Source organism: Pseudomonas sp. Lb2C2, assembly GCF_052112205.1.
In the GTDB taxonomy this organism is placed as follows: domain Bacteria; phylum Pseudomonadota; class Gammaproteobacteria; order Pseudomonadales; family Pseudomonadaceae; genus Aquipseudomonas; species Aquipseudomonas kilonensis.
Genome location: NZ_JAUTYW010000011.1, coordinates 166,173 through 191,433, shown reverse-complemented (window position 1 = coordinate 191,433; position 25,261 = coordinate 166,173). Strand labels below are relative to the sequence as shown.

At 62.0% G+C, this 25,261-nt stretch carries 22 protein-coding genes, 4 tRNA genes and 1 pseudogene; 18 read left to right on the top strand and 9 right to left on the bottom strand.

Annotated elements, in window-relative coordinates; genetic code table 11:
* Positions 1-131: 131 nt before the first annotated feature.
* The 3 genes from Q7F16_RS28290 to Q7F16_RS28280 are packed head-to-tail and all read right to left on the bottom strand — an operon-like array spanning position 132 to position 5,098.
* Positions 132-2,045 (bottom strand): ATP-binding protein, encoded by a 1,914-nt coding sequence (locus Q7F16_RS28290; RefSeq protein ID WP_409557322.1) that lies wholly within the window; start codon positions 2,043-2,045, stop codon positions 132-134.
* Entirely contained in the window at positions 2,042-2,974 is a 933-nt protein-coding gene (locus Q7F16_RS28285) for an ABC transporter substrate-binding protein (protein ID WP_046063630.1), read from the bottom strand. Before Q7F16_RS28285 ends, Q7F16_RS28290 begins: the two co-directional genes overlap by 4 nt.
* Positions 2,975-5,098: a TonB-dependent receptor plug domain-containing protein gene (locus Q7F16_RS28280; protein WP_046063631.1), complete on the bottom strand. Its 2,124-nt coding sequence runs from the start codon at positions 5,096-5,098 to the stop codon at positions 2,975-2,977.
* Between the two features lie 199 nt (positions 5,099-5,297).
* Here Q7F16_RS28280 and Q7F16_RS28275 point away from each other — a divergent pair, with 199 nt between their 5' ends.
* The 8 genes from Q7F16_RS28275 (at position 5,298) to Q7F16_RS28240 (ending at position 11,635) form a co-directional block, all read left to right on the top strand.
* Positions 5,298-6,323, top strand: a complete 1,026-nt coding sequence (locus tag Q7F16_RS28275; RefSeq protein WP_041476079.1) for an NAD(P)H-dependent glycerol-3-phosphate dehydrogenase — start codon at positions 5,298-5,300, stop codon at positions 6,321-6,323.
* Positions 6,324-6,353: 30 nt separating this feature from the next.
* Positions 6,354-6,701, top strand: coding sequence for a DUF4389 domain-containing protein (locus tag Q7F16_RS28270; protein WP_046063632.1), 348 nt, complete (start codon positions 6,354-6,356; stop codon positions 6,699-6,701).
* The gene (gene sixA, locus Q7F16_RS28265) at positions 6,698-7,150 is read left to right on the top strand and encodes a phosphohistidine phosphatase SixA (RefSeq protein ID WP_018610129.1); all 453 of its coding nucleotides are present in this window, start codon (positions 6,698-6,700) and stop codon (positions 7,148-7,150) included. The genes Q7F16_RS28270 and sixA overlap by 4 nt, the downstream gene beginning before the upstream one ends.
* Positions 7,151-7,202: 52 nt before the next feature.
* The gene (locus Q7F16_RS28260) at positions 7,203-7,646 is read left to right on the top strand and encodes a hotdog fold thioesterase (protein ID WP_014339563.1); all 444 of its coding nucleotides are present in this window, start codon (positions 7,203-7,205) and stop codon (positions 7,644-7,646) included.
* 297 nt (positions 7,647-7,943) lie between these two features.
* Positions 7,944-8,738, top strand: coding sequence for an alpha/beta fold hydrolase (locus Q7F16_RS28255; RefSeq protein ID WP_046063633.1), 795 nt, complete (start codon positions 7,944-7,946; stop codon positions 8,736-8,738).
* Complete coding sequence (locus Q7F16_RS28250; RefSeq protein WP_046063634.1) at positions 8,735-9,586, top strand: alpha/beta hydrolase; 852 nt, start codon at positions 8,735-8,737, stop codon at positions 9,584-9,586. Before Q7F16_RS28255 ends, Q7F16_RS28250 begins: the two co-directional genes overlap by 4 nt.
* A 129-nt stretch (positions 9,587-9,715) precedes the next feature.
* Complete coding sequence (locus tag Q7F16_RS28245; RefSeq protein WP_046063635.1) at positions 9,716-10,534, top strand: DUF4892 domain-containing protein; 819 nt, start codon at positions 9,716-9,718, stop codon at positions 10,532-10,534.
* A 63-nt stretch (positions 10,535-10,597) separates the two neighbouring features.
* A complete protein-coding gene (locus Q7F16_RS28240) occupies positions 10,598-11,635 on the top strand; it encodes an AI-2E family transporter (RefSeq protein WP_014339559.1) in 1,038 nt (345 codons plus the stop codon).
* A 214-nt stretch (positions 11,636-11,849) separates the two neighbouring features.
* On the opposite strand, the gene xopAW is transcribed toward Q7F16_RS28240, so the two are convergent.
* From xopAW to Q7F16_RS28225, 3 genes are all read right to left on the bottom strand, one after another.
* Positions 11,850-12,689: an EF-hand domain-containing protein gene (gene xopAW, locus Q7F16_RS28235; protein ID WP_046063637.1), complete on the bottom strand. Its 840-nt coding sequence runs from the start codon at positions 12,687-12,689 to the stop codon at positions 11,850-11,852.
* 136 nt (positions 12,690-12,825) lie between these two features.
* Entirely contained in the window at positions 12,826-13,869 is a 1,044-nt protein-coding gene (locus Q7F16_RS28230) for a HAMP domain-containing sensor histidine kinase (protein WP_046063638.1), read from the bottom strand.
* Positions 13,869-14,627: a response regulator gene (locus Q7F16_RS28225; protein ID WP_014339556.1), complete on the bottom strand. Its 759-nt coding sequence runs from the start codon at positions 14,625-14,627 to the stop codon at positions 13,869-13,871. The genes Q7F16_RS28230 and Q7F16_RS28225 overlap by 1 nt, the downstream gene beginning before the upstream one ends.
* Positions 14,628-14,916: 289 nt before the next feature.
* Here Q7F16_RS28225 and pyrF point away from each other — a divergent pair, with 289 nt between their 5' ends.
* Positions 14,917-15,615, top strand: a complete 699-nt coding sequence (gene pyrF, locus Q7F16_RS28220) for an orotidine-5'-phosphate decarboxylase (protein ID WP_161798359.1) — start codon at positions 14,917-14,919, stop codon at positions 15,613-15,615.
* 117 nt (positions 15,616-15,732) lie between these two features.
* Here pyrF and Q7F16_RS28215 read toward each other — a convergent pair whose 3' ends face one another.
* Positions 15,733-16,737, bottom strand: coding sequence for an NADP-dependent oxidoreductase (locus Q7F16_RS28215; RefSeq protein WP_053189650.1), 1,005 nt, complete (start codon positions 16,735-16,737; stop codon positions 15,733-15,735).
* A gap of 226 nt (positions 16,738-16,963) precedes the next feature.
* Between Q7F16_RS28215 and Q7F16_RS28210 the strand changes: the two genes are divergently transcribed.
* The 4 genes and pseudogenes from Q7F16_RS28210 to Q7F16_RS28195 all read left to right on the top strand — a co-directional run bounded on the left by Q7F16_RS28210 (position 16,964) and on the right by Q7F16_RS28195 (position 21,397).
* On the top strand, positions 16,964-17,725 hold the full coding sequence (locus tag Q7F16_RS28210; protein ID WP_046063641.1) for an SDR family oxidoreductase: 762 nt from the start codon (positions 16,964-16,966) through the stop codon (positions 17,723-17,725).
* Between the two features lie 205 nt (positions 17,726-17,930).
* The gene (locus tag Q7F16_RS28205; RefSeq protein ID WP_079302237.1) at positions 17,931-19,319 is read left to right on the top strand and encodes an aminotransferase-like domain-containing protein; all 1,389 of its coding nucleotides are present in this window, start codon (positions 17,931-17,933) and stop codon (positions 19,317-19,319) included.
* Between the two features lie 110 nt (positions 19,320-19,429).
* Positions 19,430-20,536 (top strand): annotated as a pseudogene (locus Q7F16_RS28200) (HAMP domain-containing protein); the annotation flags it as partial.
* On the top strand, positions 20,516-21,397 hold the full coding sequence (locus Q7F16_RS28195) for a methyl-accepting chemotaxis protein (protein WP_409557459.1): 882 nt from the start codon (positions 20,516-20,518) through the stop codon (positions 21,395-21,397). The pseudogene Q7F16_RS28200 and the gene Q7F16_RS28195, both read left to right, overlap by 21 nt.
* A gap of 75 nt (positions 21,398-21,472) precedes the next feature.
* On the opposite strand, the gene Q7F16_RS28190 is transcribed toward Q7F16_RS28195, so the two are convergent.
* Positions 21,473-22,231 (bottom strand): hypothetical protein, encoded by a 759-nt coding sequence (locus tag Q7F16_RS28190; RefSeq protein WP_046063644.1) that lies wholly within the window; start codon positions 22,229-22,231, stop codon positions 21,473-21,475.
* Between the two features lie 371 nt (positions 22,232-22,602).
* On the opposite strand from Q7F16_RS28190, the gene Q7F16_RS28185 reads away from it, so the two are divergent.
* The 5 genes from Q7F16_RS28185 to Q7F16_RS28165 all read left to right on the top strand — a co-directional run bounded on the left by Q7F16_RS28185 (position 22,603) and on the right by Q7F16_RS28165 (position 23,920).
* Positions 22,603-22,678, top strand: a tRNA-Glu gene (locus tag Q7F16_RS28185).
* 2 nt (positions 22,679-22,680) lie between these two features.
* Positions 22,681-22,756 (top strand) — tRNA-Gly (locus tag Q7F16_RS28180).
* 104 nt (positions 22,757-22,860) lie between these two features.
* Positions 22,861-22,936 (top strand) — tRNA-Glu (locus Q7F16_RS28175).
* A 3-nt stretch (positions 22,937-22,939) separates the two neighbouring features.
* Positions 22,940-23,015, top strand: a tRNA-Gly gene (locus tag Q7F16_RS28170).
* Between the two features lie 272 nt (positions 23,016-23,287).
* Entirely contained in the window at positions 23,288-23,920 is a 633-nt protein-coding gene (locus tag Q7F16_RS28165) for a LysE family translocator (RefSeq protein ID WP_409556044.1), read from the top strand.
* Positions 23,921-23,985: 65 nt separating this feature from the next.
* On the opposite strand, the gene Q7F16_RS28160 is transcribed toward Q7F16_RS28165, so the two are convergent.
* Entirely contained in the window at positions 23,986-25,242 is a 1,257-nt protein-coding gene (locus Q7F16_RS28160) for an aminotransferase-like domain-containing protein (protein WP_046063646.1), read from the bottom strand.
* Positions 25,243-25,261: the final 19 nt, after the last annotated feature.

Sequence of the window (25,261 nt, the reverse complement as noted above, 5' to 3'; positions counted from 1 at the left end):
AGCACACGGGAAATGAATGTACACCTGTGCACTGAAATTTTTATTCAAGCCCCAATCGAGGCTTGTTCGGGTGCCTAAGACTGCCGCACTTTCGCCTTTCACGCCAGTCACAGATGGTCCAGTGACCTGTTCTAGTTCACCCAGCGCTGCAGAGTCTGCTGCAGATCGACCCTTTTGAACGGCTTGGCCAGGTAATCGTTCATGCCCGCCGCGAGGCAGGCTTCGCGGTCGCCCTGCAACGCGTTGGCCGTCAGGGCGATGATCGGCACCTCGCCGCAGCCGGGCAACTGGCGAATCTGCCGGGTGGCTTCGTAGCCATCGATAATGGGCAAACGGCAATCCATGAGGATCGCCTCGAAAATCAGGCTTTCGGCGCTGCGTACGGCCTGGGCGCCATCGGTGGCGACGCTGACGGTGAAGCCCAGGCTGCGCAGCATGGCTTCGACCACCGTCTGGTTGACCGGATTGTCTTCCACCAGCAATACGTTGCGGCCTCCGCCATCGCCGCTGCCGCTGCCGCTGCCGATAGACAGGCGCGGCGCCAGGGTCGCTGGCGTCTGGCGCGACAGGGCCAGCGGGATCTCGAGGGTGAACACAGAACCCTGGCCTTCTTCGCTCTGGGCCCGCAGTGTTCCGCCCATGCGCTCGGCCAGGGTGCGGGCGATCGGCAGGCCCAGGCCGGTGCCGCCGTAGCGCCGGGAGATCGAATTGTCGGCTTGCTGGAAGGCGTCGAACATGCGCTCCAGGCTCTCGGCCGGGATTCCGATGCCACTGTCGCGCACCGTGCAGGTGAACCACAGCAGTTCGTGGTCCAGGGCTTGCCATTGGCATTGCACGGTGACACGGCCTTGCTCGGTGAACTTCAGTGCGTTGCCGATCAGGTTCACCAGGATTTGCCGTATCCGCGTCGGATCGCCCTGGACCTGCAAGGCCTGCATGTCGTCCGGGACCAGCAGGTCCAGGCCCAGCTTGCGCTGCGCGGCGCTGTGCTGGAAGGACTGCGCGCAACTGCCCACCAGCTCGGCCAGGTTGAACGGGATGTGCTCCAGTTCCAGGGCCGAACGTTCGATGCGCGAGAAGTCGAGGATGTCGTTGATTACCTTCAGCAGGTGTTCGGTGGATTCCGACGCCAGCGCCGTGTACTCGTGCTGCTCGTCGGTCATGCGGGTGGTTTCCAGCAACTGCAGCATGCCCAGCACGCCGTTCATGGGCGTACGCAGTTCGTGGCTCATCATCGCCAGGAACTCGGACTTGGCGCTGTTGGCTTTTTCCGCTTCTTCGCGGGTCTTGATCAACTGCGCCATGGCCTGGTGCTGTTCGCGGCTGGCTTGTTCCAAGCCGCCGGCCAGGTTGTTGATATGCCGCGACAAGGCCCCCAGTTCGGCATCATCGACGATGGGCAGCGGGGTGCTGTAGTCGCCTTGCTGGATGGCCTTGACCGCGTTGCCGATGTCGCGGATCGGCCGGGACAGGTTGGTCGCCAGCCGGCGCGCCACCAGGAAGGTGAACAGCAGGGCGAACAGCGCCAGGATCGCGGCCTTGAACAGGATCTCCTGCTGCCGCTGACTGAAGGCGTCACTGGACATGCCGACGATCACGCGGCCCAGGTAATCTTCGCCGGATGCCTCGATGGAGGTGGTGTTGCCTTGCAGGAAGTCATTGTTCAGGGCAATGCGCTGCAGGCGCACCGGGGCCTGGAAGACTTCGATCTGCTGGGCACGGCTGCGGGTTTGCTCGGGTTGTTCGACGTACACCAGGACCTTGTCGGTGCTGTCCTGGACCTCCAGGAAGCGCACGTGCGGGGTGGCCAGGGTGGCGGTGAGCAGGCTTTCCAGCACTTCGTTGTTGCCGGAAATCACCCCGTACTCCGTGGCAGGCGCCAGTTGGTTGGCGATCAGTTGCCCGGTGTGATTGAGTTCCTGGCGCAGGTCCTGGATCCGTACGAAGGTAAAGAAGCTGATCAGCAGCACGGTCAGCAGCAACGCCGGGCCGAGGGCAATGAGCTGGGTACGGGTGTTGATGTCCCAACGGCGACGCAAGGTCATGGGCGGTGTTCTCCTTCGGCCAGCGTTGCCGCGACGGATTCGGCGTCAATCGGTTCGATCCCCAGTGAGCGGGAGACCTGCCGGTTGCCCAGGACCTTGAAACGGTCCGGATACAGCGTGCGCGGCCAGGTCGTGGCGGGGCGGTCCAGCAGCTCGTCGAGAATCGCCAGCCAGTCTTGTTGGTCGCTATAGGTGCTGGCCAGGCTGCCGGCCTTGACGAATGCGGCGCTGGGCCCGATCAGGGCGCGTTGCCGGGCGTAGCTGCTGAGCAACAGGTTCTTCACGGTCTTGGGGTTGTACAAGTCGGGGTCATCGAGACCCAGCAGCACGTCGCTCTGGCCCAGCAGGTTTTGCAGGGGACGGCTGTCGTTGGTGTCGTCCCAGCGTTCGCTGACGATGGCCAGGCCCAGCGGTGCCGCGGCCTGTTGAATGTCCTTGAGCAGGAATTCACTGTGGGTGTCGTAAAGCACGCCGACCCGTCGCACTTGCGGCAGGATGGTGCGGATCAGCCGCAATTGCCGCGCCATCGGCGGATCGCTCCACAGCAGGCTCAGGTGCGCAGGCGTTGCTTCGCCCAGGCGCTCGCGGGCTTGCTGGCGGCTGATGCGCAGCACCAGGGTGGCCGGCCCCCGGGCGTCTTGCAGGCGCCAGTCGAGGCTGGGCAGGTCAAGCAGGACCAGGCGGACATTGCCTGGCAACTTGTCCGGCGCCGGCAGGTTGGCCAGCGGGGTAAACCGCACGCTGTCTTCGGGGCGCAGGGTTTTCAGGGCCTGGGTGAAAGATTGCACGCCGGGGCTGTCCTCGGCACCGGTCAAAAGGACCTCGGCGGCCCGGGCCTCGATGGTCGCCAGCCAACCGGCAAACACCAGGCATAAGGCTAGCGTCAGGCGGCCATGAAATGGCGTCTTGCGGGGTGGGCGTCGGGACATCTAGAAAGACAACTCCGCGCTGAAGTACACAACATGGCGGGAGTCGTAGCGGTTGTCGATAAAGGTGGTGGGCTGGTTGTCCAGGCGCTGTTGCAGGACCCCCGCCAGTTCCAGGCTGGCCTTGCCCAGGGGAATGCGCCGGGCGAGACGGGTGTCGACCCGTTCGTAGCGATAGCCATTGAGGGCATCGGCGGCGTAATAGAACAACGCACTGTTCCAGCCTTGGCCCCAGTCCCTTAGCCAGCCGGCCGAACCGCTGTTGCGCGCGGTCAGTTGTTCGTCGAGGGGGTTGCTGGCCTGGGCGTCGACATAGGCATAGGTCAGGCGCAGGCGGTCGGCGCTGGTCACACGCCAGTCGAACTGGGTTTCGGCCCCGGAGAATTGCGATTCGTTGCTGTTGCTGGCGATGTACTGATTGTTGCGCAACGGTTCGCTGATCATGCCGGTGATTTCGTCATGGAACAGTTTCACGTCGACCGCCAGCCCCAGGTCCACGAAATAACCGTTGTAGCCCAGTTCCCGGGAGCGCATGTGCTCTTGTTCCAGATTGCCCGGGCCGCGTGTCCGGACGAAGTAACGGGCACTGCTCTGGCCGAAGGCGGCGGGTTGCAGGTTGGTGACCTGATAGCTCCAGTTGACGTTGTTCTCGAACATGTCCGGGGAACGCACGGCTTCGGAGTACACCGCCCGCAGGCCGTGGCGCGGGGTGATCAGGTAGTTGACTGCGACCCGCGGGGTGAGCGAACTGCCGGTCAGGCGGGTGTCTTCGAACATCGCGCCGCCCTGCAACAACCAATGTTCGGTGGCCCGCCATTCGAGCTGGCCGAACAGGCGCCAGGTGGTGTCGTCCAGGGTGCCGTTGAAGTATGTCTGCGAGTCAGCCCGGTCATAACGATAGTTGGCGCCGGTGACCAGTCGCAGGCTGTCGGACAGGCTCAGGGTGTCCTGGATCTCCAGGTCGTAGCGCGATTCCCGGGCGCTCTGGTCGATGTCGCCGCACAGGGTTTGCGAGGCGCCGTTGCGCCACTGGTCGAGCACCTGATTGGCCAGCGCCTGTTCCTGTGGCGTGCCGGCTGGCGCGCCGCTGCTGACGTAGCTGGGGATATTGCGTGCCAGCTTCTCGGCATAGTTGGGGTTGAGCTGCCACAGGTCGGTCAATTGCGGGCTGAAGGACACTTCGGCGTCGCAGGCGCGCCAGGTCTGCTGGCGATCCCAGTGCTGGATCGAGCCCTGTACATAAAGACTGTGGTTGGGGTCCAGGTCCAGGTTCCAGCGCAGCGAACCGGCGTAGTCCTTGGCGATGACGTCAGAGTTGTCGCCGGCGGCGGTAATCCCGGCGAACACCGGGTGGTAGGTGTAGGGCCGCTGATTGGTCCCGTCCTTGGCATTCAATTGCCAGTCGATGCTCTGCTGCTCGTTCAACGTCTGGCTGACGGACAGGTTGAAGCGGTTAAGGCGGCGGCTGTCGCGGTAATCGGCGCCGTTGCGGTCGCTGTCAAAGCCATCGTCTTCCTGGCCGGACAACGACAACCGCAGGTCGCCGCCTTCCCAGCCGCTGCCCTGGCTGGCGTACCAGTCGCTGATGCCGCGCTGGCCACGGGTGATTTTCAGCCGGGTGCCGTGACTGTCGGCCGGGGCACGGGTGATGATGTTGACCACCGCCATCAGCGCATTGGCGCCGTAGCTGACGGTGTTGGGGCCGCGAAAGACTTCGATCCGCTCGATGTCTTCCATGGCCACCGGAATATCGCTCCAGTCCACCGTGGCCAGGCCGGCGCGGTACACCGAGCGGCCGTCGATCAGCACTTGCATGCGGCGGGCTTCGCTGGCGTTGGTGCCGTGGTAGTTCACAGCGGCCTGGTTGCCGCTGATGTTGCCGACCATCATGCCCGGCACCAGGCGCAGCAGTTCGCTGATATCGCGGGCGCCGCTGGCCTTGATCAACTCGCTGTCGAGCACGGTCATGCTGCCTGGCACTGCCGCTGGCGATTGCTTGAGGCGCGTGGCCGTCAGCACCTGGGGCATGGACTGGCTGTCCACGAACAGATCGTCGCCCAGCAATGGCGGACTGATGATCAGTGCCAATAGCAGGGACGAGCCTGGACGGGAAGGGCCAATGGACACGGCACAGCCTTTGAGAAGGGGTGGATGGCGGGCATGTTAACCGAGCTGAACGACTTTTCCATTTGCGTTGACAGCATTTTCCTAGGAATTGATGGTCAGCTTCCTACAACTGGTGGTAATTGTTGCCGGGGCTGGTCGCGCTCTGGCCGCTCCGTATAATGCCCCGCATTGCCACTTGGTATGGAAGAACGGATTGCATATGACTGAACAGCGCCCGATTGCGGTCCTGGGGGGCGGGAGTTTCGGTACCGCCGTGGCTAACCTGCTGGCCGAGAATGGTCACCCGGTGCGCCAGTGGATGCGTGACCCGGAGCAGGCCGAGGCCATCCGGGTCAACCGCGAGAACCCGCGTTACCTCAAGGGCATCAAGATCCGCCCGGAAGTGGAACCGGTGACTGACTTGCAGGCAACCCTGGAGGGCAGCGACCTGTTCTTCGTCGCCTTGCCGTCCAGCGCCTTGCGTTCGGTGCTGGCACCCTACGCCGAGCGCTTGAGCGGCAAGCTGTTGGTGAGCCTGACCAAGGGCATCGAAGCCCAGACCTTCAAGCTGATGAGCGAGATTCTCGAAGAAATCGCGCCCAAGGCTCGGATCGGGGTGATTTCGGGGCCGAACCTGGCGCGGGAAATCGCCGAGCACGCGCTGACTGCCACCGTGGTCGCCAGTGAAGATGAGGAACTGTGCCAACGGGTCCAGGCGGCGCTGCATGGCCGCACCTTTCGGGTCTACGCCAGTGCCGACCGCTTCGGTGTGGAGCTGGGCGGGGCGCTGAAGAACGTCTATGCCATCATCGCCGGCATGGCGGTGGCGCTGGGCATGGGCGAGAACACCAAGAGTATGTTGATCACTCGCGCGCTGGCGGAAATGACCCGCTTTGCCGTCAGCCAGGGCGCCAATCCGATGACCTTCCTGGGGTTGGCCGGCGTGGGTGACCTGATCGTCACCTGTTCCTCACCCAAGAGCCGCAACTATCAGGTCGGTTTTTCCCTCGGCCAAGGCTTGAGCCTTGACGAGGCCGTGTCGCGCCTGGGTGAAGTGGCCGAAGGGGTCAATACCCTCAAGGTGCTCAAGGCCAAGTCCCAGGAGGCCGGGGTGTACATGCCGCTGGTCGCCGGGCTGCATGCGATTTTGTTCGAAGGGCGCACGCTTGAGCAGGTGATCGAGTTGTTGATGCGTGGCGAACCGAAGACCGACGTCGATTTCATTTCCACCAGCGGTTTCAACTGAACCGCTATTGACCGCAAGCAGGAGCGAGCCATGAACGATCCGCAAGGGCAACCCCAATACGAATCCATCCTGCTGCGTGTGCTGTGGATGGTGATTTATCTGCTGGTCTGGCAGGTGGCGCAATTCATCCTCGGCGCCGTGGTGCTGGTGCAATTGATCTATCGGCTGATCTACGGCGCCCCCAGTGCCAGCCTGATGAATTTCGGCGACAGCCTGAGCCAGTTCCTGGCCCAGATCGGCCGTTTCGGCACTTTCCATAGTGACCAGAAACCCTGGCCGTTCGCCGATTGGCCAACCCCGCGCACGCCGGAAGGTGAAGCGCCTCACGCCGTGGCACCGGCCCCGCATCCTGTCCGGGACGAGGAGCCGAAGCTATGAAATTGTGGGTGTTGCGTCATGGTGAGGCCGAGCCGTACGGTGCCCGTCCCGATCCGGAGCGGGCCTTGACGGCTCACGGTCGCGAAGAAGTGTTGCGCAGTGCCGCGCAGTTGATCGGCCAGCCCCTGACCGCCATTTACGTCAGCCCCTACCTGCGGGCCCAGCAGACCGCGCAACTGGTGCGCGAAGCGCTGGGTTTCGAGCCGGAGTTGAGAACGGTCGACTGGCTCACGCCAGAAACCCGGCCGCAAAAAGTCCTGGAACGCCTCGAGGATCAGGACAACGTGCTGCTGGTCAGCCATAACCCGTTGGTGGGCAGCCTGCTGGGCTTTCTGCAGCACGGTCATCTGCAACACCCCGAGCAAGTGCAAACCGCCGGCCTGGCGGAGCTGGAAGGCGACATGCCGCTGGCCGGGGCGCTGAAGCTCAAAGGGATCAGGCATCCCTGAACCGGTCGGTTGCAGGACTGGACAAAACAATAATCACACAGGAAGGGCAACGATGAGTCTGTGGCGCACCACCCCCAACATCGAGCAACTGAACGCCGCCGGTAGAAACACCATCAGCGAAGTGCTGGACATTCGTTTCGAGTCTTTCGACGACGAATCCCTGACCGCCAGCATGGTGGTCGATCATCGCACCCACCAGCCGTTCGGCCTGCTGCATGGCGGTGCTTCGGTGGTGCTGGCCGAAACGGTCGGGTCCATGGCCGCCTATCTCTGTGTCGATGCCAGCAAGTTCTATTGCGTGGGTCTGGAGATCAACGCCAACCACCTGCGCGGCGTGCGCAGCGGACGGGTAACCGCGACCGCGCGGATGGTTCACCTGGGCCGTACCACCCAGGTCTGGGACATCCGCCTGGTCAATGATGAGGGCAAGGTCAACTGCGTGTCGCGCCTGACCATGGCCGTGGTGCCGCTGGGCGAGCAACCGCCGGCGCGTTGAGACATGAATACATGTTTGTGACTGATGGACAGCTCTTGTGGCGAGGGAGCTTGCTCCCGCTGGCCTGCGAAGCAGGCCCAAAACCAGGCGACGCGGTGTGCCAGGCTAACCGCGTCGATGGGTTTAGGGGGCCGCTTCGCAGCCCAGCGGGAGCAAGCTCCCTCGCCACAGGTTTTCATCGCTCATACAACCCCATAGCCCAAGCCCGACTGTCATCATTCCTGTCAGTTACGGTCATTGCCGTGCCGTCGGGTTCTGCGGACAATCTGCCCCAGTTCCCCCAATGGATCGGCTGTCATGTCGCAACAGATTTTCTTCGCCCACGCCAACGGTTTTCCCTCGGCCACCTACGGCAAGTTGTTCGCCGCGCTGGCGCCGCAGTACCAGGTCGCGCACCTGGAGTTGCACGGCCATGACCCGCGTTTCCCGGTGGACGATAACTGGCACAACCTGGTGGACGAACTGATCCATCACCTGGAACAGCAACCGGCGCCAGTGTGGGGCGTCGGTCACTCCCTGGGCGGCGTGCTGCACCTGCACGCGGCGTTGCGCTGCCCGGAGCTGTATCGTGGCGTGGTCATGCTCGATTCGCCGGTGCTGACCCGTACCGACCAGTGGGTGATCCTGGCCGCCAAACGCCTGGGGTTCATCGACCGCCTGACGCCGGCGGGTCGGACCCTGGGGCGGCGTGAAGAGTTCGCTGACCTGGAATCGGCCCGGCAGTATTTTGCTGGCAAGACCCTGTTCCGCGGTTTTGACCCGGAATGCTTCGACGCCTACCTGCAACACGGCCTGCAACAAGTCGGCGACCGACTGCGGCTGCGCTTCGATCCGGCCACTGAAATCAGCATCTACCGTGGCGTGCCGCACACCAGCCCCGGCCGGCCCCGTAAGCTCAAGGTGCCGCTGGCCGTGGTGCGCGGCCGGCAGAGTCGCGTGGTGATGCGGCATCACACCCGTTCGGTGGGGCGCATGCTCCATGGCGAATCCCTGAGCATGCCCGGCGGCCATATGTTCCCCCTCGAACGTCCACAGGACACCGCCAACCTGCTCAAGGACCTGTTCCAGCGTTGGGAAGGGCGCAGCGCATGAGTGTGGTCGAGGAGGTCCGCCTGAGCCTGCCTCACATCGAACTGGCGGCCCACCTGTTCGGCCCGGAAGACGGGCGGCCGGTGATTGCCCTGCACGGTTGGCTGGACAACGCCAACAGCTTCGCCCGCCTGGCGCCCAGGCTCGAGGGCCTGCGGGTGATTGCCCTGGACATGGCCGGCCACGGTCACTCCGGGCATCGGCCGCCCGGTGCCGGTTATGCCCTCTGGGACTACGCCCACGATGTGCTGCAAGTCGCCGAACAACTGGGCTTGAAGCGTTTCGCCCTGTTGGGGCATTCCATGGGCGCCATTGTGTCGCTGGTGCTGGCCGGCTCTCTGCCGGAGCGGGTGACGCACCTGGGTTTGATCGACGGGGTGATTCCTCCTACAGCCAAAGGCGATAACGCGGCCGAACGCATGGGCATGGCCCTGCAAGCCCAGTTGGATCTGCAGCAAAAACGCAAGCCGGTCTACAAAACCCTCGAGCGGGCCATCGAAGCGCGGATGAAAGGGCTGGTGGCGGTCAGTCGCGAGGCCGCCGAATTGCTGGCCCAGCGCGGCCTGATGCCGGTGCCCGGGGGCTATACCTGGCGCACCGACAACCGCCTGACCCTGCCATCGCCTTTGCGCCTGACCGATGAACAGGCCATGGCGTTCGTGGCGCGGGTCGCTTGTCCGGCGCATCTGGTGGTGGCAGCCGACGGCATGCTGGCTCAGCACCCGGAATTGCTGGAGCGTCTACCCTTCAATCATGAGCAGTTGCCCGGCGGTCATCATCTACACCTGAACGACGAGGTCGGCGCCGCGCTTGTAGCAGACTGTTTCAATCGGTTCTTCACCGCTCCTTGACTTGTGTCGGGCAACTGTCGAGGCTGGGCGGGTTGAAAGGGAGACAACCATGACAGACCTCTGTTTGCCAGCCTCGCGGTGCATCGACGGCGCCCGTTGCGTCCAAGCTTCCAAGGCCAAGCCGATCCGATGAAATTATCCGTTCACTCACTCGTCCTGCTGGTGCTGGCCTGCTTCAGCCCGGTGTCGTTCGCCGTCGATGTACCGGGCAGTCGCGATCTGGAGCGTGTGCCGCGCATGCCCGACGCGCAGATTGTCGATTACCGGCAAACCAGCGACCTGGAACGCGTCTACCCCATGGGCTCGATCCGCAAGATCAGCGGCCAACTGCGCTTCGACGGCCAGGTCGATGCCCGTGGGAATGTCACGTCGGTCACCTACGAACTGCCGCCGGAACATTCCGCCACCCAGGCCTTCACCGCGGCGCGCGAAGCGCTGCAGAAACAAGGTGCCGAGCTGTTGTTCTGGTGCCAGGCCCGCGATTGCGGCGAAAGCAGCCTGTGGGCCAACGAGGTCTTCGGCAATGCCAAGCTCTATGGCGCCGACAACGGCCAGGCCTTCCTGTTGCTGCGCCTGGCGCCACCGGCGGACAACACACTGATTGCGCTGTATGCCATCACCCGCGGCAATCGCAAGGCCTACCTGCATGTCGAGCAGTTCGAGGCGAACGCCCCGCTGGGGGACTTGCTGCCGACATCGGCCACGCTGTTGCGCCAGCTCAAGGACACCGGGGTCCTGGATTTTCCGCGTCTTGCCGGCGAGCCAGACGACAGCTGGTTGCGTCTATTGTCCCGGGCGCTGAACCTGGACACGGGCCTGCGGGTCAGTATCGCCGGGCCCCGGGCCGAGGACTGGCTTGAGGCGCTGGCGGGCCAGGGCGTCCGGGCGGCGCGCATGGAGGCCGCCAGCGGCGAGGCGCCGGGATTGCACCTGGAGCTGCTGCGCTAAGCTGTCTCGGGGCAGCGGGTTCACACCGTTGCCCCGGTCCTGTTCATTTTTTCGAGACCCTACATGCTCAATAACGATCGGCTGTTGGTGCAGATCCTGCTCCTGGTGTTGTTCGGCGCAAGCCTCTGGGTCATGGCGCCGTTCTGGTCGGCGCTGTTCTGGGGGGCAGTGCTGGCTTTCGCCAGTTGGCCGCTGATGCGCCTGCTGACCCGCTGGGTCAATGGCCGCGAATCCCTGGCGGCGGCATTGCTGACGATGGGCTGGATGCTGCTGGTGGCGGTGCCGCTGGTGTGGCTGGGGTTCAACCTGGCCGACCATGTACGCGATGCCACGGCGTTCATCAAGGATGTGCAGGTCGACGGCTTGCCGCAAGCCCCCGACTGGCTGGCCGGCGTGCCGCTGGTGGGCGGACGGCTGGTCGGCATCTGGAACAGCATCGACCAGCAGGGTGCGGCAATGATGGTGTCCATCAGGCCGTACCTGGGGCAAGTCGGCAACTGGCTGTTGGCGCGCAGTGCGCAGATTGGTGGTGGCATACTCGAGCTGACCCTGAGCATCGTGTTCGTGTTCTTTTTCTATCGCGACGGCCCGCGCCTGGCGGTGTTCGTCCACGGGTTGCTGGAGCGTCTGATCGGCGACCGTGCCGGTTACTACATCGAACTGGTGGCCGGTACCGTGCAACGAGTGGTCAACGGCGTGATTGGCACCGCGGCGGCCCAGGCCGTGCTGGCGCTGATCGGTTTCCTGATCGCCGGGGTGCCGGGAGCGCTGGTGCTGGGCATCGTCACATTCCTGCTCAGCCTGATTCCCATGGGGCCACCGTTGGTGTGGATCCCGGCCACGGCGTGGCTGGTGTGGAAGGGTGAGTACGGGATGGCGGTGTTTCTTGGCATCTGGGGCACGTTCATCATCAGCGGCGTGGACAACGTGCTCAAGCCCTACCTGATCAGCCGTGGCGGAAACCTGCCCTTGGTCATCGTGCTGCTGGGGGTGTTCGGCGGGTTGATCGCCTTCGGTTTCATCGGCCTGTTCATCGGCCCGACCCTGCTGGCGGTGGCGTACAGCCTGTTGACGGACTGGAGCAAAAGCCAGGCGCGGTAACCCCGGCAAGCCCAAGGCCTTGTGGCGAGGGAGCTTGCTCCCGCTGGGGTGCGCAGCGACCCCAAACCAATCACTTCGATCTACCTGACACACCGCGTTGTCTGGCTTTAAGGGCTGCTGCGCAACCCAGCGGGAGCAAGCTCCCTCGCCACAGGGTTATCGTCGATCAATCAACCGCGAACCTGGCTCCCGAAGGGCCAGGTGTACGGATGAATCAGGTCGCCACGTTCAGGTGTTTCCCCACGGTGGCGACGTTATCCAGCGAGTATTGTCGGCTGAGGTTGGCGATCATTCTGTTCAACGCCTCGCTGACATTGGCCTGCTCGGTGGAGCTGTCGCTGCGGCGACCGGCCTGCAAGGCGCTGTTGAACTCGTCGCTGTCGACCCCGCCACTGCTGTCGCTGTCGAGTGCTTCCATCAGCATCGCGCTGGTGTCGGTGCTCGTGGACGTACCGTTGCTGGCCTGCAAGGCGCTGCTCAGTTCGCTGGCGGTGACGGTGGCGTCGCCATCGGCATCGAGCTGGCTGAACAGCTCTTCACTGGAGGCCTGTTGCGGCGGTGGCGGTGGTGCGAGGCTGGCGGCGAGTTCGTCAAGGCTGACGGTGCCGTCTTCATTCTTGTCCAACGCCGAGAACACTTGCTGGCTGTCGGCATCGCTGCCGGTGCTGGCCAGGCCGTTGCTCAACTCATCGCTGCTGACCACGCCGTCACCGTCGGCGTCCAGGGCGCTGAGCAGCGCATCGGCCAGTTCGGTATTCGGCGCCTGGTCCTGTGGCGGCGGGGGCGGCGGTGCCATCGCGGCCATTTCCTCGCTGCTCAGGTCACCACTGTCGTCACTGTCCAGGTCGCTAAAGTTGTCGCTCAGGCTGACCAGGATGCCATCGTCGCTTTTTTGCGACAGGGCGCTGCTCAACTCTTCCTGATTGACCGAACCGTCGCCGTCGCTGTCGAGCTTGCTCAGCAGGTCCTTTTGAAACTGCTGGCTGCGGGCGCTGCTGGTTGCGGTACTGCTGGTGCTGGTATAGGTCGAGTAACTGCTGACGCTACCAATCATGGGCGCTCTCCTTGGGCTGGGATAGCCGGTGGGTGCACCGGCTTATGCAGCCTCGGCGGGGCAGTTGTCGTGGGTGTGTGGAGTTTGTACCGAGAGAAATACACAGCGTTCGCTCCCACAGGGGAGATAAGAGGGCTTAGAGACGAGGCAGGCTGATCACCGCCGTCAACCCACCCCCCGGTGTCTCTTCCAGGGTTAATTGCCCGCCCAGGCGTTCGCTGGCTTCCCGGGCGATGGTCATGCCCAGGCCGACGCCGCCGGAGTTGCGGTTGCGCGAGCCTTCAAGGCGAAAGAACGGCTCGAACACCGCCTCGCGTTTGTCCGCTGCAATACCGGGACCGTGGTCGATGACTCGAATCAGCACCTGCTTATGTTGGTCCTCCAGGCTAATCAAGGCATGGCCGGCGTAGCGCAGGGCATTGTCGATGAGGTTGTTGAGGCACGAACGCAGCGCCATCGGTTGCACCTGCAGCGGCGCGCAGGTACCGCTGACCTGCACATCGGCGCCCTGGTCCTGGGCGTTTTCGCTCAACGATTCCACCAAGGCCTGCACATCCATCCATTGCAGCGCTTCACTGGTGCGCTGTTCGTGCAAGTAGGTGAGGGTGGCATCGAGCATGTCGATCATGTCGTCCAGGTCCTGGCGCATCTGGCCTTGCAGCTTGATGTCATCAATCTGCTCCAGGCGCAACTTGAGCCGCGAAAGCGGCGTGCGCAGGTCATGGGACACCGCGCCGAGCATGCGCGAACGCTGCTGTACCTGCTCGCGGATCCGCTTCTGCATCAGGTTGAACGTATGGGCCGCCTGCCGCGCTTCACGGGGGCCGTTTTCATCCAGCGGCGGGCTGTCGAGGTTTTCGCTCAGGCGCTCGGCCGCATCGCTCAAGCGCTGGATGGGTCGGGTCAGGAGCTTGGCGCCGTACCAGGCTGCAATAATCAGGAACACGAACTGAAAGGTCAGTGGCACCACTGGGCCACCGAACCAGGGCCGTGGAGGGCGGTTAGGGGGCGGGCCGAAGCGCGGGGGGCCTTCGGCTTGCCGGGAAAACTCCGGCGGAGGCCCGGAAGGTGGTCTGTCGTATTGAGAAAACCAGGCAAACGCCAACAGATGCGCCAGGACAATCGCCAGCAGCAGCACACCGAACAGGCGGCCGAACAGGGAGTCGAGGCGCAGTTGCATCAACCGATGTCCCGCGCGTCGAACAAGTAGCCCTCACCGCGCACGGTCTTGATCAGTTGCGGGGCCTTGGGGTCGTCGCCCAGCTTCTGGCGCAGGCGCGATACAAGCAGATCGATGCTGCGGTCGAACGCCTCGATGGAGCGCCCGCGAGCCGCGTCCAGCAGTTGTTCACGGCTGAGCACCCGGCGCGGCCGTTCGATGAAGACCCACAGCAGGCGGAACTCGGCATTGGACAGCGGCACCACCAGCCCGTCGGCCGAGATCAGTTGGCGCAGCACGCTGTTGAGCCGCCAGTTGTCGAAACGGATATTGGCCCGATGCTCGGTGCGGTCGTCGCGCACCCTGCGCAGGATGGTCTGGATACGCGCCACCAATTCCCTGGGTTCGAACGGCTTGGCCATGTAGTCATCGGCGCCCAGCTCCAGGCCGATGATGCGGTCGGTGGGTTCGCAGCGGGCGGTGAGCATCAGGATCGGGATGTCCGATTCGGCGCGCAGCCAGCGGCACAGTTGCAAGCCATCTTCACCCGGCAGCATCAGGTCGAGCACGACCACGTCGAAGTGCTCGGCCTGCATCGCCAGGCGCATGGCAGCGCCGTCGGTCACGCCGCTGGCGCGTATGCTGAAGCGGGCCAGGTAATCGATCAGCAGCTCGCGGATCGGCACGTCGTCATCGACGATCAGCGCGCGGGTGCTCCAGCGCTTGTCATCGTCGGGCACTTTTTGATCGTCAGAATTTGCAACAGGGGTGTTCTGCATGGATGCATCATCTGCCAGGTAGGCTGCCAACCGCAAAGAAGGCGGCGAGGTTGAGCCCTCAGCATAGGCTTCGTGCCGCGAGGCGTGAAGCGCTGAAAGGACGGGTTGCGGCGGCGGACGGTAGCGTGTCGACGTGTTGTACGCATGTCATGAGTGTATCTGCTTCGACACAAAGTCCGGTATCGTCCATGCTGCCGGGGGACGATGAGATTTACCGATCATCGGGTCCCGCACGGGCGCTCGTTCCGCTACAATGCGCGCCGATTTCGACTTGCCTGAGAGCCCGCTCATGTCCGCCTGCCAGACGCCCATTATCGTCGCCCTGGATTTCCCCACCCGTGACGCCGCCCTGAAGCTGGCCGACCAGTTGGACCCCAAGCTTTGCCGGGTCAAAGTCGGCAAGGAACTGTTCACCAGTTGCGCTTCGGAAATTGTCGGGACCCTGCGTGACAAGGGTTTCGAAGTGTTCCTGGACCTGAAGTTCCACGATATCCCCAACACCACCGCCATGGCCGTCAAGGCTGCCGCGGAGATGGGCGTGTGGATGGTCAACGTGCATTGCTCCGGTGGCCTGCGCATGATGGCGGCCTGCCGTGAAGTGCTGGATCAGCGCAGCGGCCCGAAACCGTTGCTGATCGGCGTGACCGTGCTGACCAGCATGGAACGCGAGGACCTGGCCGGGATCGGCCTGGACGTCGAGCCCCAGGAGCAGGTGCTGCGGTTGGCGGCGCTGGCGCAGAAGGCCGGCCTGGACGGTCTGGTCTGTTCGGCCCTGGAGGCCAGCGCCCTGAAGGCGGCTCACCCGTCGCTGCAATTGGTGACCCCGGGGATTCGTCCGGCGGGCAGCGCCCAGGACGACCAGCGTCGCATCCTGACCCCGCGCCAGGCGCTGGACGCCGGTTCCGATTACCTGGTGATCGGTCGCCCGATCAGCCAGGCGGCCGATCCGGCCAAGGCGCTGGCGGCGGTCGTGGCCGAACTGGCCTGACACCGAAGATCCCTAATGTGGGAGCGAGCTTGCTCGCGATAGCGGTGTGTCAGTCAATATCAATGTTGACTGACACGGCCCCATCGCGAGCAAGCTCGCTCCCACAGTTGTTTTGAGTCAGACCTTCAATACCAGCTTCCCGAAGTTCTCCCCACTGAACAATTTGGTCAGCGTCTCGGGGAATGTCTCCAGCCCTTCGACAATGTCTTCCTTGCTCTTGAGCTGCCCCTTGGCCATCCAGCCGGCCATTTCCTGCCCAGCGGCGGCGAACTGCGCGGCGTAGTCCATGACCACGAAGCCTTCCATGCGCGCCCGATTGACCAGCAGCGACAGGTAGTTGGCGGGGCCCTTTACCGCTTCTTTATTGTTGTACTGGCTGATGGCGCCGCAAATCACCACGCGGGCCTTGAGGTTCAAGCGGCTGAGCACGGCATCGAGGATGTCGCCCCCGACGTTGTCGAAATACACATCGACGCCCTTGGGGCATTCGCGCTTGAGGCCGGCGTGGACGTCTTCGTTCTTGTAGTCGATGGCGCCGTCGAAGCCCAGTTCATCGATCAGGAACTTGCATTTGTCGGCCCCGCCGGCAATGCCCACCACGCGACAGCCTTTGATCTTGGCGATCTGCCCGGCGATGCTGCCCACTGCACCGGCGGCACCTGAGAGCACCACCGTCTCGCCAGCCTTGGGTGCGCCGACGTCCAGCAGGGCGAAATAGGCCGTCATGCCCGTCATGCCCAGTGCGGACAAGTAACGGGGCAACGGCGCCAGTTTCGGGTCGACCTTGTAGAAACCTCTTGGCTCGCCGAGGAAATAATCCTGCACGCCCAATGCACCGTTGACGTAGTCCCCGACCGCGAACCCCGGGTTGTTCGAGGCAATCACTTGGCCGACACCCAATGCCCGCATCACTTCGCCGATGCCGACGGGTGGGATATAGGACTTGCCCTCGTTCATCCAGCCGCGCATGGCCGGGTCCAGGGACAGGTATTCGTTCTTCACCAGGATCTGGCCGGCTGCTGGCTCGCCCACCGGTACTTGCTGATAGGTGAAAGTTTCGCGGGTCGCCGCGCCTACCGGGCGTTTGGCGAGCAGGAACTGGCGATTGGTCTGGGCAGTCATGACGGGCACTCAAGATGAATGAAGTCTTGTTGATAGACCTTCGAAGCGCTTGCCGCAAGGTTTGCTGACATAGCGAATGCAGTTCGATCCAACACAGTGATAGTTCGCCCAGTGGCTTTATCACTGGCGCCCATGAATGCTCAAACGGCAATTGGATAGTGCTGCCGCGTCCTCGGGACCTGTGACTAGACTGGCGGCATCTCCCGCATTCTTCGAGGAACTGACAATGAGCATGACGTTTTCCGGACAGGTCGCCGTGGTAACCGGTGCCGCCGCAGGCATCGGCCGGGCCACTGCCCAGGCGTTCGCGGCAGAGGGCCTGAAAGTGGTGGTGGCCGACCTGGACGTGGCGGGCGGCGAGGGCACGGTGCAGTCGATTCGTGATTCGGGCGGCGAAGCGGTGTTCGTGCGCTGCAACGTGACGTTGGAAAGCGATGTGCAGCACCTGATGGACGAAGTGATCAAGACCTACGGGCGTCTTGACTACGCCTTCAACAACGCCGGGATCGAGATCGAGAAGGGCAAGTTGGCCGACGGTACCCTCGATGAGTTCGACGCGATCATGGGGGTCAATGTGAAGGGCGTCTGGTTGTGCATGAAGTACCAGTTGCCATTGCTACTGGCCCAGGGCGGCGGCGCGATCGTCAACACGGCCTCGGTGGCTGGCCTGGGCGCCGCGCCGAAGATGAGCATCTATGCGGCGTCCAAGCATGCTGTGATCGGCCTGACCAAATCGGCCGCCATCGAATACGCCAAGAAGAAAATCCGCGTGAACGCGGTCTGTCCAGCGGTGATCGACACTGACATGTTCCGTCGTGCCTATGAGGCGGACCCGAAAAAAGGCGAGTTCGCCAATGCCATGCACCCGGTGGGGCGTATCGGCAAAGTCGAGGAAATCGCCAGCGCTGTGCTGTATTTGTGCAGCGATGGCGCGGCCTTCACCACGGGCCATTCCCTGGCGGTGGACGGCGGCGTCACAGCGTTCTGAGGACACGCCCCTCAGCTTGTAGGACGAAGCCCGCACTGGTTGCGGGCTTTTTCGTGTGGGGCCGAAAAAGCCTCGGAACGGCCCCTCATTGTGTTTCAAAGGGTGAGAATCGGCGGTTTTGGCGGCGTTGGCGTACATCGTCTCCTAGCGGCCTGTGCTTAACTGTTTCCGGAAATAAAACAAACGCTTAGGAGTTTGGTTACTCATGGAGTTGAGAATCGACCGACAGGCCCTGGTGCCTGTCGTGCAGCAAATCGTCGACGCGCTGACCGGCTGGATCCGACAGGATGCGGTGCAACCGGGGACTCGGCTTCCGTCCGTCCGCCAACTGGCGCGGGAGAACCTGCTCAGCCAGTCCAGCGTCAATGAAGCGTGTGAACGCCTGGTCGCTCAAGGCCTGTTGGCGTCCCGCCATGGTTCCAGCTTTTTTGTCGCACCACCCCCTCCACCCGAGCCCGAGCCCACCGATCAGAATCGACAGCAGGACGCGCTCGCTGAAGGGGGCGACAGCCCGCAATGGGAACTGAAGCTGGGGTGTGGCGGGCTGCCCGAGAGCTGGCGTGAAAGCGATGACCTGGGCTATGCGATCCGTCAGGTCACCCGCACCGACATGGCGGGATTGTTCAACTACAGCACGCCGTTGGGGCTGCCCGCCCTGCGTGAGCAACTGTCCAGGCGCCTGAAGCAATTCAATATCGAGGCCGGTAAAGACCTGATCCTGACCACCACCGGGGCGACCCATGGGCTGGACCTGATCGTACGGACCCTGTTGCCGCCGGGTTCCTGCGTGGTGGTGGAGAGTCCCGGTTATTCAAGCCTGTTCGACCTGCTCAGGTTGCACAACATCGACATGATCGAACTGCCCAGGACCCCGCGCGGCCCGGACGTCGACGCGCTGCAAGACCTGCTGGCGAGGCACCGGCCCACTGCGCTGTTCGTCAACAGCGCCTGCCATAACCCGACCGGTAGCAGCCTGGCTCCGGCCGTCGCTCAACGGCTGCTGCAATTGACGAAGGAACATGCCGTGCTGGTGATCGAAGACGATGCCTATGGCGATTTCCAGAGCTCGGCACGGACCCGGCTGGCGGCGCTGGATGCCGACGTGGTCTACGTGGGCAGTTTCTCGAAAACCCTGAGCAGTTCGTTGCGCGTCGGTTTCGTGGTGGCCGGGCCGTCCATCATTGCGCGCCTGAGTGAGGTCAAGGGTATTACCAGCATGGGTGGCTCGCGGTTCTGTGAGTCGGTCCTTGCCTGCCTCCTGGCCAATGGCGCCTATCGCAAGCTGGTACAGCGCCAACGGCAGCGTCTGGGCGCCGATATGGCGGCGCTGTTGCAGGTACTGGAGGACGCCGACTGGGAGGTCTTTGGCAAACCGGCCGGGGGGCTTTTCATCTGGGCAAGACCGCCATTGTGTGACTACGCTGGAGTGCAGCGTCTGGCCAGGCGGTTCGGCGTGCTGTTGTCTTCGCGTACCGCGTTCAGCCCTTCGGGCGCCGACAGCGACTGGCTACGGATCAATGTGGCCTATGCCCGTGACCCCAGGGCGCTGGCGTTCTTCCGGGCCGCGGCTCTGGATCGACCTCGAGTGTCCTGAAAACGACGCGGCTGTAGCTTTTTGCCATTATTCCGACGCCAGCATCTTGTGTTGCAGGGCGTCTCGTTGCGAATCTGCAATCAACACACACTGGCAGAGGACTGAGCGCAATGATTTCGGCCGTGCAAGGACGTTTTGCCAACCTGGGTATGGCAAAGAAACTGGGTATCGGATTTGTCCTGGTGCTGCTGCTGACCGCCGTGGTCGCTGCCATCGGTGTCTGGTCCCTGCAGACCATCAGCTATCGCTTCGATGGCCTGAAACAGATGTCGGCCCTCAACAGCGGGTTGCTCAAGGTCCGGCTGCTGGAGCAGGAGTACGCCTCGCGCTCCGATCCCAAGACGGCCGATGCCCTGCGCCAGGGTGTCGACGCTCTGGTGGCGCAGGCGAACGAACTCAAGGTGCAGTCGGCTGCCAACGTGCCGGTGATGAACGATGTGGAGCAGGCGTTGGCCGCGTACCGCAAGGCGTTCGACGAATTTGTCGGGTTGAGCCAGAGCAAGGACCTGGCGCTGGAAATGGCCAGTTGGTCGGTTTCCAGCGTTGCCAATAACCTGGACGTGTTGCAGGCCGGGCTGGCGGATGACGGCGCCTATACCTTGAAAGACACCGAAGGCAAGGAGGGGGCCGAGTTCATCGAGCAGGCCAACCAGGTCAGCGAAGTATCGCGGTTGATGTTGCAGGCGATGAACGAAGCCCGGGTCCGCCTGGACCAGAGCCGCAAAGGCAATGTTGAAGGTGCCGGAGAAGGCAACATCGAACAGGCCGAGCAGGCGATGAAACAGGCCGACGTGCTCAAGACCACCGTCAAGGACCCGGGTTACCAGACCGTGCTGAATGAGGTGGCCGGGCATATTGCCGGGTTCAATGAACAACTGGCCGAATACACCGGCCTGTTGGCGAAGGAAAAAGTCGTCTACCAGCAACTGCACGAGCGGGCCGATCAAGTGGTGGCGCGGGTTGACCAGGCCTTCAGTGCCGAAGACCATGCCATGCAGACCGAACTGAAGAAGAATTCGCTGCTGATCATTGGGTCGTCGGCCTTGGCGTTGTTGGTGGGATTGATCGCGGCATGGGTCATAACCCGGTTGATCGTGACGCCGCTGCGCAGTGTCATTCGCGTGGCCCAGCAGATTGCGTCGGGTGACTTGAGCGCCACGGTCGAAGTGACGCGCCGGGACGAAATTGGTCAGTTGATGCAGGCGATGCAACAGATGGGCGCGGGGCTGAGCAGTATCGTCAGCGGCCTACAGGCCGGTATCGAGCAATTGGCCAATTCGGCCCAATCGCTGTCGGCCGTGACTGAACAGACCAACCTGGAAGTCAGCAGCCAGAAAGAAGAAACCGAGCAAGTCGCCACGGCGATGAACCAGATGACGGCCACCGTGCATGATGTGGCACGCAACGCCGAAGAAGCCGCACAAGCGGCCCAGACTGCCGACGACAAGGTCGAAAGTGGCCAGCAGGTGGTGCGTCAGAGTATGGTGCGCATCGAACAACTGGCCGATTCGGCCACGTCGGCCAGTTCCAGCATCGAAAGCCTCAGCGCCGAGATCCAGAACATCGGCACGGTGCTGAGTGTGATCAAGAGCGTGGCCGAGCAAACCAACCTGTTGGCGCTCAATGCCGCTATCGAAGCAGCCCGGGCCGGTGAGCAGGGCAGGGGCTTTGCGGTTGTGGCCGACGAGGTGCGGGCCCTGGCCAAGCGTACGCAACAGTCCACCGAGGAAATCGAGCGACTGGTGAGCGCCTTGCGTTCAGCGGCCCAGGCTTCCGTGCAGCAAATCCAGAGCAGCGGCGAGTTGGTGAAGATGGCGGTCAGCGATGCACTGCAGACCGAAAGCGCCTTGGGCAGTATTGCGGCGGCGGTATCGCTGATCCAGCAGATGAACCAACAGATCGCGGCGGCGGCCGAGCAGCAGAGCTCGGTGGCCGAGGAGATCAATCGCAGTGTCACCAGCATTCGCGCCAGCGCCGATCAATCGTCCCTGGCGATGCGCGGCAATGCCGCTTCCAGCATTGAGCTGGCGCAGTTGGGGGTTGAGCTGAAAGGGATGGTGGGGCATTTCAAGTTGTGACAAAGACGACGCAAACCCTTGTGGCGAGGGGATAAATCCCCTCGCCACAAATGATTTGCATCCGACAAAGAATCCTCAGTCGTAAACCTTCTTCTTCTTCCACTCGTCGTTTACTTCCGCGTCCTTCAGCCCTTCGGTCAACTGGTTGACCTCGCCTTCGACCGGCTGGGTGCTGGCCAGTACCTGGGCATTGGCACGGGCCAGGAGTTTTTCCAGGTAGGCCAGTTGTTCGGCGTAGACCTGGGGTTCCTGTTGCTTGCGCAGGTACTGCACGCCGCGCTCGAAGGCCAGGCGGGCTTGCCCGGGTTGTTCTTGCTGCAGCGCATGCTGGCCGAGGTTGTTGAAGAACTCGATGTGCAGCAGCACCAGGATGTGTCGCACTTCGCGAATCCAGCGCTTGGCTTCGTTAGGCGGCAGGAAACCGTCCTGGGCGGCGCGGGTGATCTGGCCGTGCAAGGCCTCGAGCAGAAACCGTACGTCCTTGGCCTTGGCTTCGGTCTGGATCGGTGCCGGTGGATTGTTCACCGGGATCGATTCACCCTGGGCGGCCAGTGCGCTCAACTCGTCCAGGCGTGCCTTGACCGCGGAATTGGTTTTATCCAGGTTCAGCAAGCGCTGGCAGACGTTCATCTCCAGGCGCGTCATCAACAACTTCAGGGCAGGGGTCATCAACTGCCCGGGGAAGGTTTCGGTGAGCTCGCCACAGCGACGCATGCGGTCGTTGAGTTCTACCTTGGTGCGGGCCTTTTCCAGCTTGTTGTTTTCCACCACGTGGTTCATGTAGCCAATGGCGATCAACAGGGCGATCCCGGCTACGACGAGCAGGGTGATCATGAGTGGTGTCACCGGTAAGACCTCTTTATTGTGGTACGCATGTCATGAGTGTAGTGGCTTGGCTTTTAAGCGCATAGGCCCGAGCGACGCGATTAGACGGGCGTCGTGCTGTTTATAGGAAGCATAACCGGGTGGGTGCACATTGCCATCATTTGCCGGGCGCGACTATAGCGTCTCGGCGGGTGACAGAATATAGGCGTCAGAGACCGGGCGGGCAAAATGCCAGGATCGCTCCCAAACCGGGCGAAGTCATTGATTTAAATAAATTTATATCTGGGGGTTGACGACCCTTCAATCCATCCATAGAATGCGCGCCACTTACAGCGTAAAGCACTCAGCCAAACGCTATAAGCAGTGAATGTTGTACGTGTGTCCCCTTCGTCTAGTGGCCTAGGACACCGCCCTTTCACGGCGGTAACAGGGGTTCGAGTCCCCTAGGGGACGCCAATGCGGGAATAGCTCAGTTGGTAGAGCACGACCTTGCCAAGGTCGGGGTCGCGAGTTCGAGTCTCGTTTCCCGCTCCAATTTTAAACAGCGTTGCTTTCGGGCAGGGCTGAGTGAAACCAGAACCCACTCTTCGGAGGCGGATCTGGGCACTGGAACACACACCATGTGTTCCGGGCAGCGTGTCCCCTTCGTCTAGTGGCCTAGGACACCGCCCTTTCACGGCGGTAACAGGGGTTCGAGTCCCCTAGGGGACGCCATTTGCGGGAATAGCTCAGTTGGTAGAGCACGACCTTGCCAAGGTCGGGGTCGCGAGTTCGAGTCTCGTTTCCCGCTCCAAATTCAAAAAAACGCCGCTCATTCGAGCGGCGTTTTTTTATGCGCGTAAAAAAACCATTTCAACGCTCAAGGTTATGTATCCGGCGCTTAGGGGGCTTTAACCAGCGATTTGCGTTGTCTGAGGGGGATGGCGGCGATTTTCCTTAATATTGAAGGGGGAGTGAGGCTACTTCCTGCAAAACTTAAGGAAAAACGCTTAGGAAGATTAATAGTTCATTCCTAAAGAAATGCACTTCTCCTAACCTTCCAGTACCCCTTCTGGAGATGCATTTATGCTGATTTTCGTTAAATCGATGGTCATTGGGCTGTGCATTGCAGCCCCTGTAGGACCCATTGGGTTGCTGTGCATACAGCGAAGTCTGATGCTTGGGTGGAGAGCCGGTTTCGCGACGGGATTGGGCGCGGCCACAGCCGATTCGATCTATGGATTCATCGGTGCCCTGGGTGTCACGGCCATCATTGCGACGCTCATCAGCTTTAAACCCTGGTTGTGTATTTTTGGTGGGTTGTTCCTCGCCTACATTGGTTATCAGACAATACGATCGAAGGGTGGCGCGACGGCCATGGCGGGTGAGCGGGCCAATATGTTCAAAGCCTACTCCACGACGCTGTTCCTGACCCTGTCGAACCCCATGACCATCTTGTCGTTTATCGCGATATTTGCTGCGTTGAGTGATGGCATGGCCGGTGACCAAGGCGGCCAGCACGCCTTGCTGCCTATGGTGACCGGTATCTTCCTGGGCTCGGCTGCCTGGTGGCTGGGGTTGAGTGGGTTCTCCTCCATTTTCAAGGCGCGGATTGCCGAATCAAAGCTAAGGCTGATCAACTACTTTTCAGGGGCAACCATCACCATCCTGGGGGCCTACCAGGTCGCCACTGGCGTCATGCTGGCCGCGGCTACCTGATCGGGAACTCATACAGGGCTTATCCTTCGCTGAGCGATGTATAAGCCTTGGTGTACGCAGGACGTTTACTGCAGCCTGAACTCGACGTATGCCCTGAAACGGCCTATCGCTTGGGTGATTTGCGAGGTGGTTGCATTGCTGAACGACAGCCTGACCTGGGTGGCCGCCTCATTCATCAGCGAAAACAAGCTGGTGGGAAATACAATCACCTTGAACAGCCTGGCGCATTCGCGCATCTCAGAATATCCAAAGACGAAAGGCAGCTGCATATTGATGAAGAAGCCGCCTGCCGGATGATTCCAGCTGACCGCTCTTTGAGCGCCGACCTTGAGTGGAAATTCGCGCTCAAGGCATTCAAGCATGTGATTTCTTTTCTTTGTATAAGACAACACCCTGGGTTGGTTCAGCCCTTTCAACGAGTAGTTGTGCTCGATTAGCAAGCCTGCGACAACCGCTTGGCACACCGCCGGGGTATTCACCGTGATCAGGCTTTTGGCCTTGCACAATCGGCCGCTGAAGGACATGACCCCAGTGCCCTCAGGGGCGACCACATAGCCCATGCGCAAGCCCGGGAAAATCGATTTGGCAAAGGAGCCCAGCAAGAACACCCGACGGCTGTCGACGGACTTCATGGACGCAATGGCAGCGCCTTCGTACCTGAAGTAACGGTAGGCCGTGTCTTCGAGGATGAAAAAGTTCTTTTCATTGGCCAAGGAGAGCATGGCTCTCCTGTCGTCATGGGAAAGGCTGTCGGCGGTAGGATTGCTGAAATCTGGAATCGCATAGAGTGCCTTGATTCTTTCACCTCTGGATTCCAGCGCTTCAATGAGCCTGCGCAGGGCGATCGGATCAAGAAAGACCGTCATGGGCACAGGGACTATTTTTATACCCAGCAGTTTTGCGATCCCCGTGATCCCGGAAAACACTGGGTCAGGTACCAATAAAACCCCACTGCCTTCAAAAATCGACAGGAGCGTCAAGGTGCAGGCTTCTTGAAAACCCATGCACACCACAATGCTTTCAGGGTTGGAAACGTTGATTGCTTCATCCACCTGCAAATAGGTGGCGATTATTTCATTGATGATTCCAGAGGTTTTTCCGTATTGGCAAAGCAGCGTCGCAAGTGACTGGTCGGTGCCGGCAACGTGATTTTTGTAGTGGGCCAGGCCCCTGTCGATGAGCGAAGGGTCGCACTGTTTATCATCGGGGCGACCGGAGGCCAGTGAAATGGCCTCCGGGTTTTCTTGGGCAATCGAGTTCAGTAGGTGGATGACGTTCAGGATGGGGTCGTCGAATATCGTGTTTTCGAATGCGCTGGACACTTTCGCTTCTCCATAAAAA

Coding starts and splice junctions, on each gene's coding strand:
- sixA (WP_018610129.1), top strand. CDS start 6,698: ATGAAATTGTGGGTGTTGCGTCATGGTGAGGCCGAGCCGTACGGTGCC.
- Q7F16_RS28190 (WP_046063644.1), bottom strand. CDS start 22,231: ATGATCACCCTGCTCGTCGTAGCCGGGATCGCCCTGTTGATCGCCATT.
- Q7F16_RS28260 (WP_014339563.1), top strand. CDS start 7,203: ATGAGTCTGTGGCGCACCACCCCCAACATCGAGCAACTGAACGCCGCC.
- pyrF (WP_161798359.1), top strand. CDS start 14,917: ATGTCCGCCTGCCAGACGCCCATTATCGTCGCCCTGGATTTCCCCACC.
- Q7F16_RS28275 (WP_041476079.1), top strand. CDS start 5,298: ATGACTGAACAGCGCCCGATTGCGGTCCTGGGGGGCGGGAGTTTCGGT.
- Q7F16_RS28285 (WP_046063630.1), bottom strand. CDS start 2,974: ATGTCCCGACGCCCACCCCGCAAGACGCCATTTCATGGCCGCCTGACG.
- Q7F16_RS28270 (WP_046063632.1), top strand. CDS start 6,354: ATGAACGATCCGCAAGGGCAACCCCAATACGAATCCATCCTGCTGCGT.
- Q7F16_RS28255 (WP_046063633.1), top strand. CDS start 7,944: ATGTCGCAACAGATTTTCTTCGCCCACGCCAACGGTTTTCCCTCGGCC.
- Q7F16_RS28210 (WP_046063641.1), top strand. CDS start 16,964: ATGAGCATGACGTTTTCCGGACAGGTCGCCGTGGTAACCGGTGCCGCC.
- Q7F16_RS28225 (WP_014339556.1), bottom strand. CDS start 14,627: ATGCAGAACACCCCTGTTGCAAATTCTGACGATCAAAAAGTGCCCGAC.
- Q7F16_RS28215 (WP_053189650.1), bottom strand. CDS start 16,737: ATGACTGCCCAGACCAATCGCCAGTTCCTGCTCGCCAAACGCCCGGTA.
- Q7F16_RS28165 (WP_409556044.1), top strand. CDS start 23,288: ATGCTGATTTTCGTTAAATCGATGGTCATTGGGCTGTGCATTGCAGCC.
- Q7F16_RS28240 (WP_014339559.1), top strand. CDS start 10,598: ATGCTCAATAACGATCGGCTGTTGGTGCAGATCCTGCTCCTGGTGTTG.
- Q7F16_RS28230 (WP_046063638.1), bottom strand. CDS start 13,869: ATGCAACTGCGCCTCGACTCCCTGTTCGGCCGCCTGTTCGGTGTGCTG.
- xopAW (WP_046063637.1), bottom strand. CDS start 12,689: ATGATTGGTAGCGTCAGCAGTTACTCGACCTATACCAGCACCAGCAGT.
- Q7F16_RS28245 (WP_046063635.1), top strand. CDS start 9,716: ATGAAATTATCCGTTCACTCACTCGTCCTGCTGGTGCTGGCCTGCTTC.
- Q7F16_RS28205 (WP_079302237.1), top strand. CDS start 17,931: ATGGAGTTGAGAATCGACCGACAGGCCCTGGTGCCTGTCGTGCAGCAA.
- Q7F16_RS28195 (WP_409557459.1), top strand. CDS start 20,516: ATGCAGGCGATGCAACAGATGGGCGCGGGGCTGAGCAGTATCGTCAGC.
- Q7F16_RS28290 (WP_409557322.1), bottom strand. CDS start 2,045: ATGACCTTGCGTCGCCGTTGGGACATCAACACCCGTACCCAGCTCATT.
- Q7F16_RS28250 (WP_046063634.1), top strand. CDS start 8,735: ATGAGTGTGGTCGAGGAGGTCCGCCTGAGCCTGCCTCACATCGAACTG.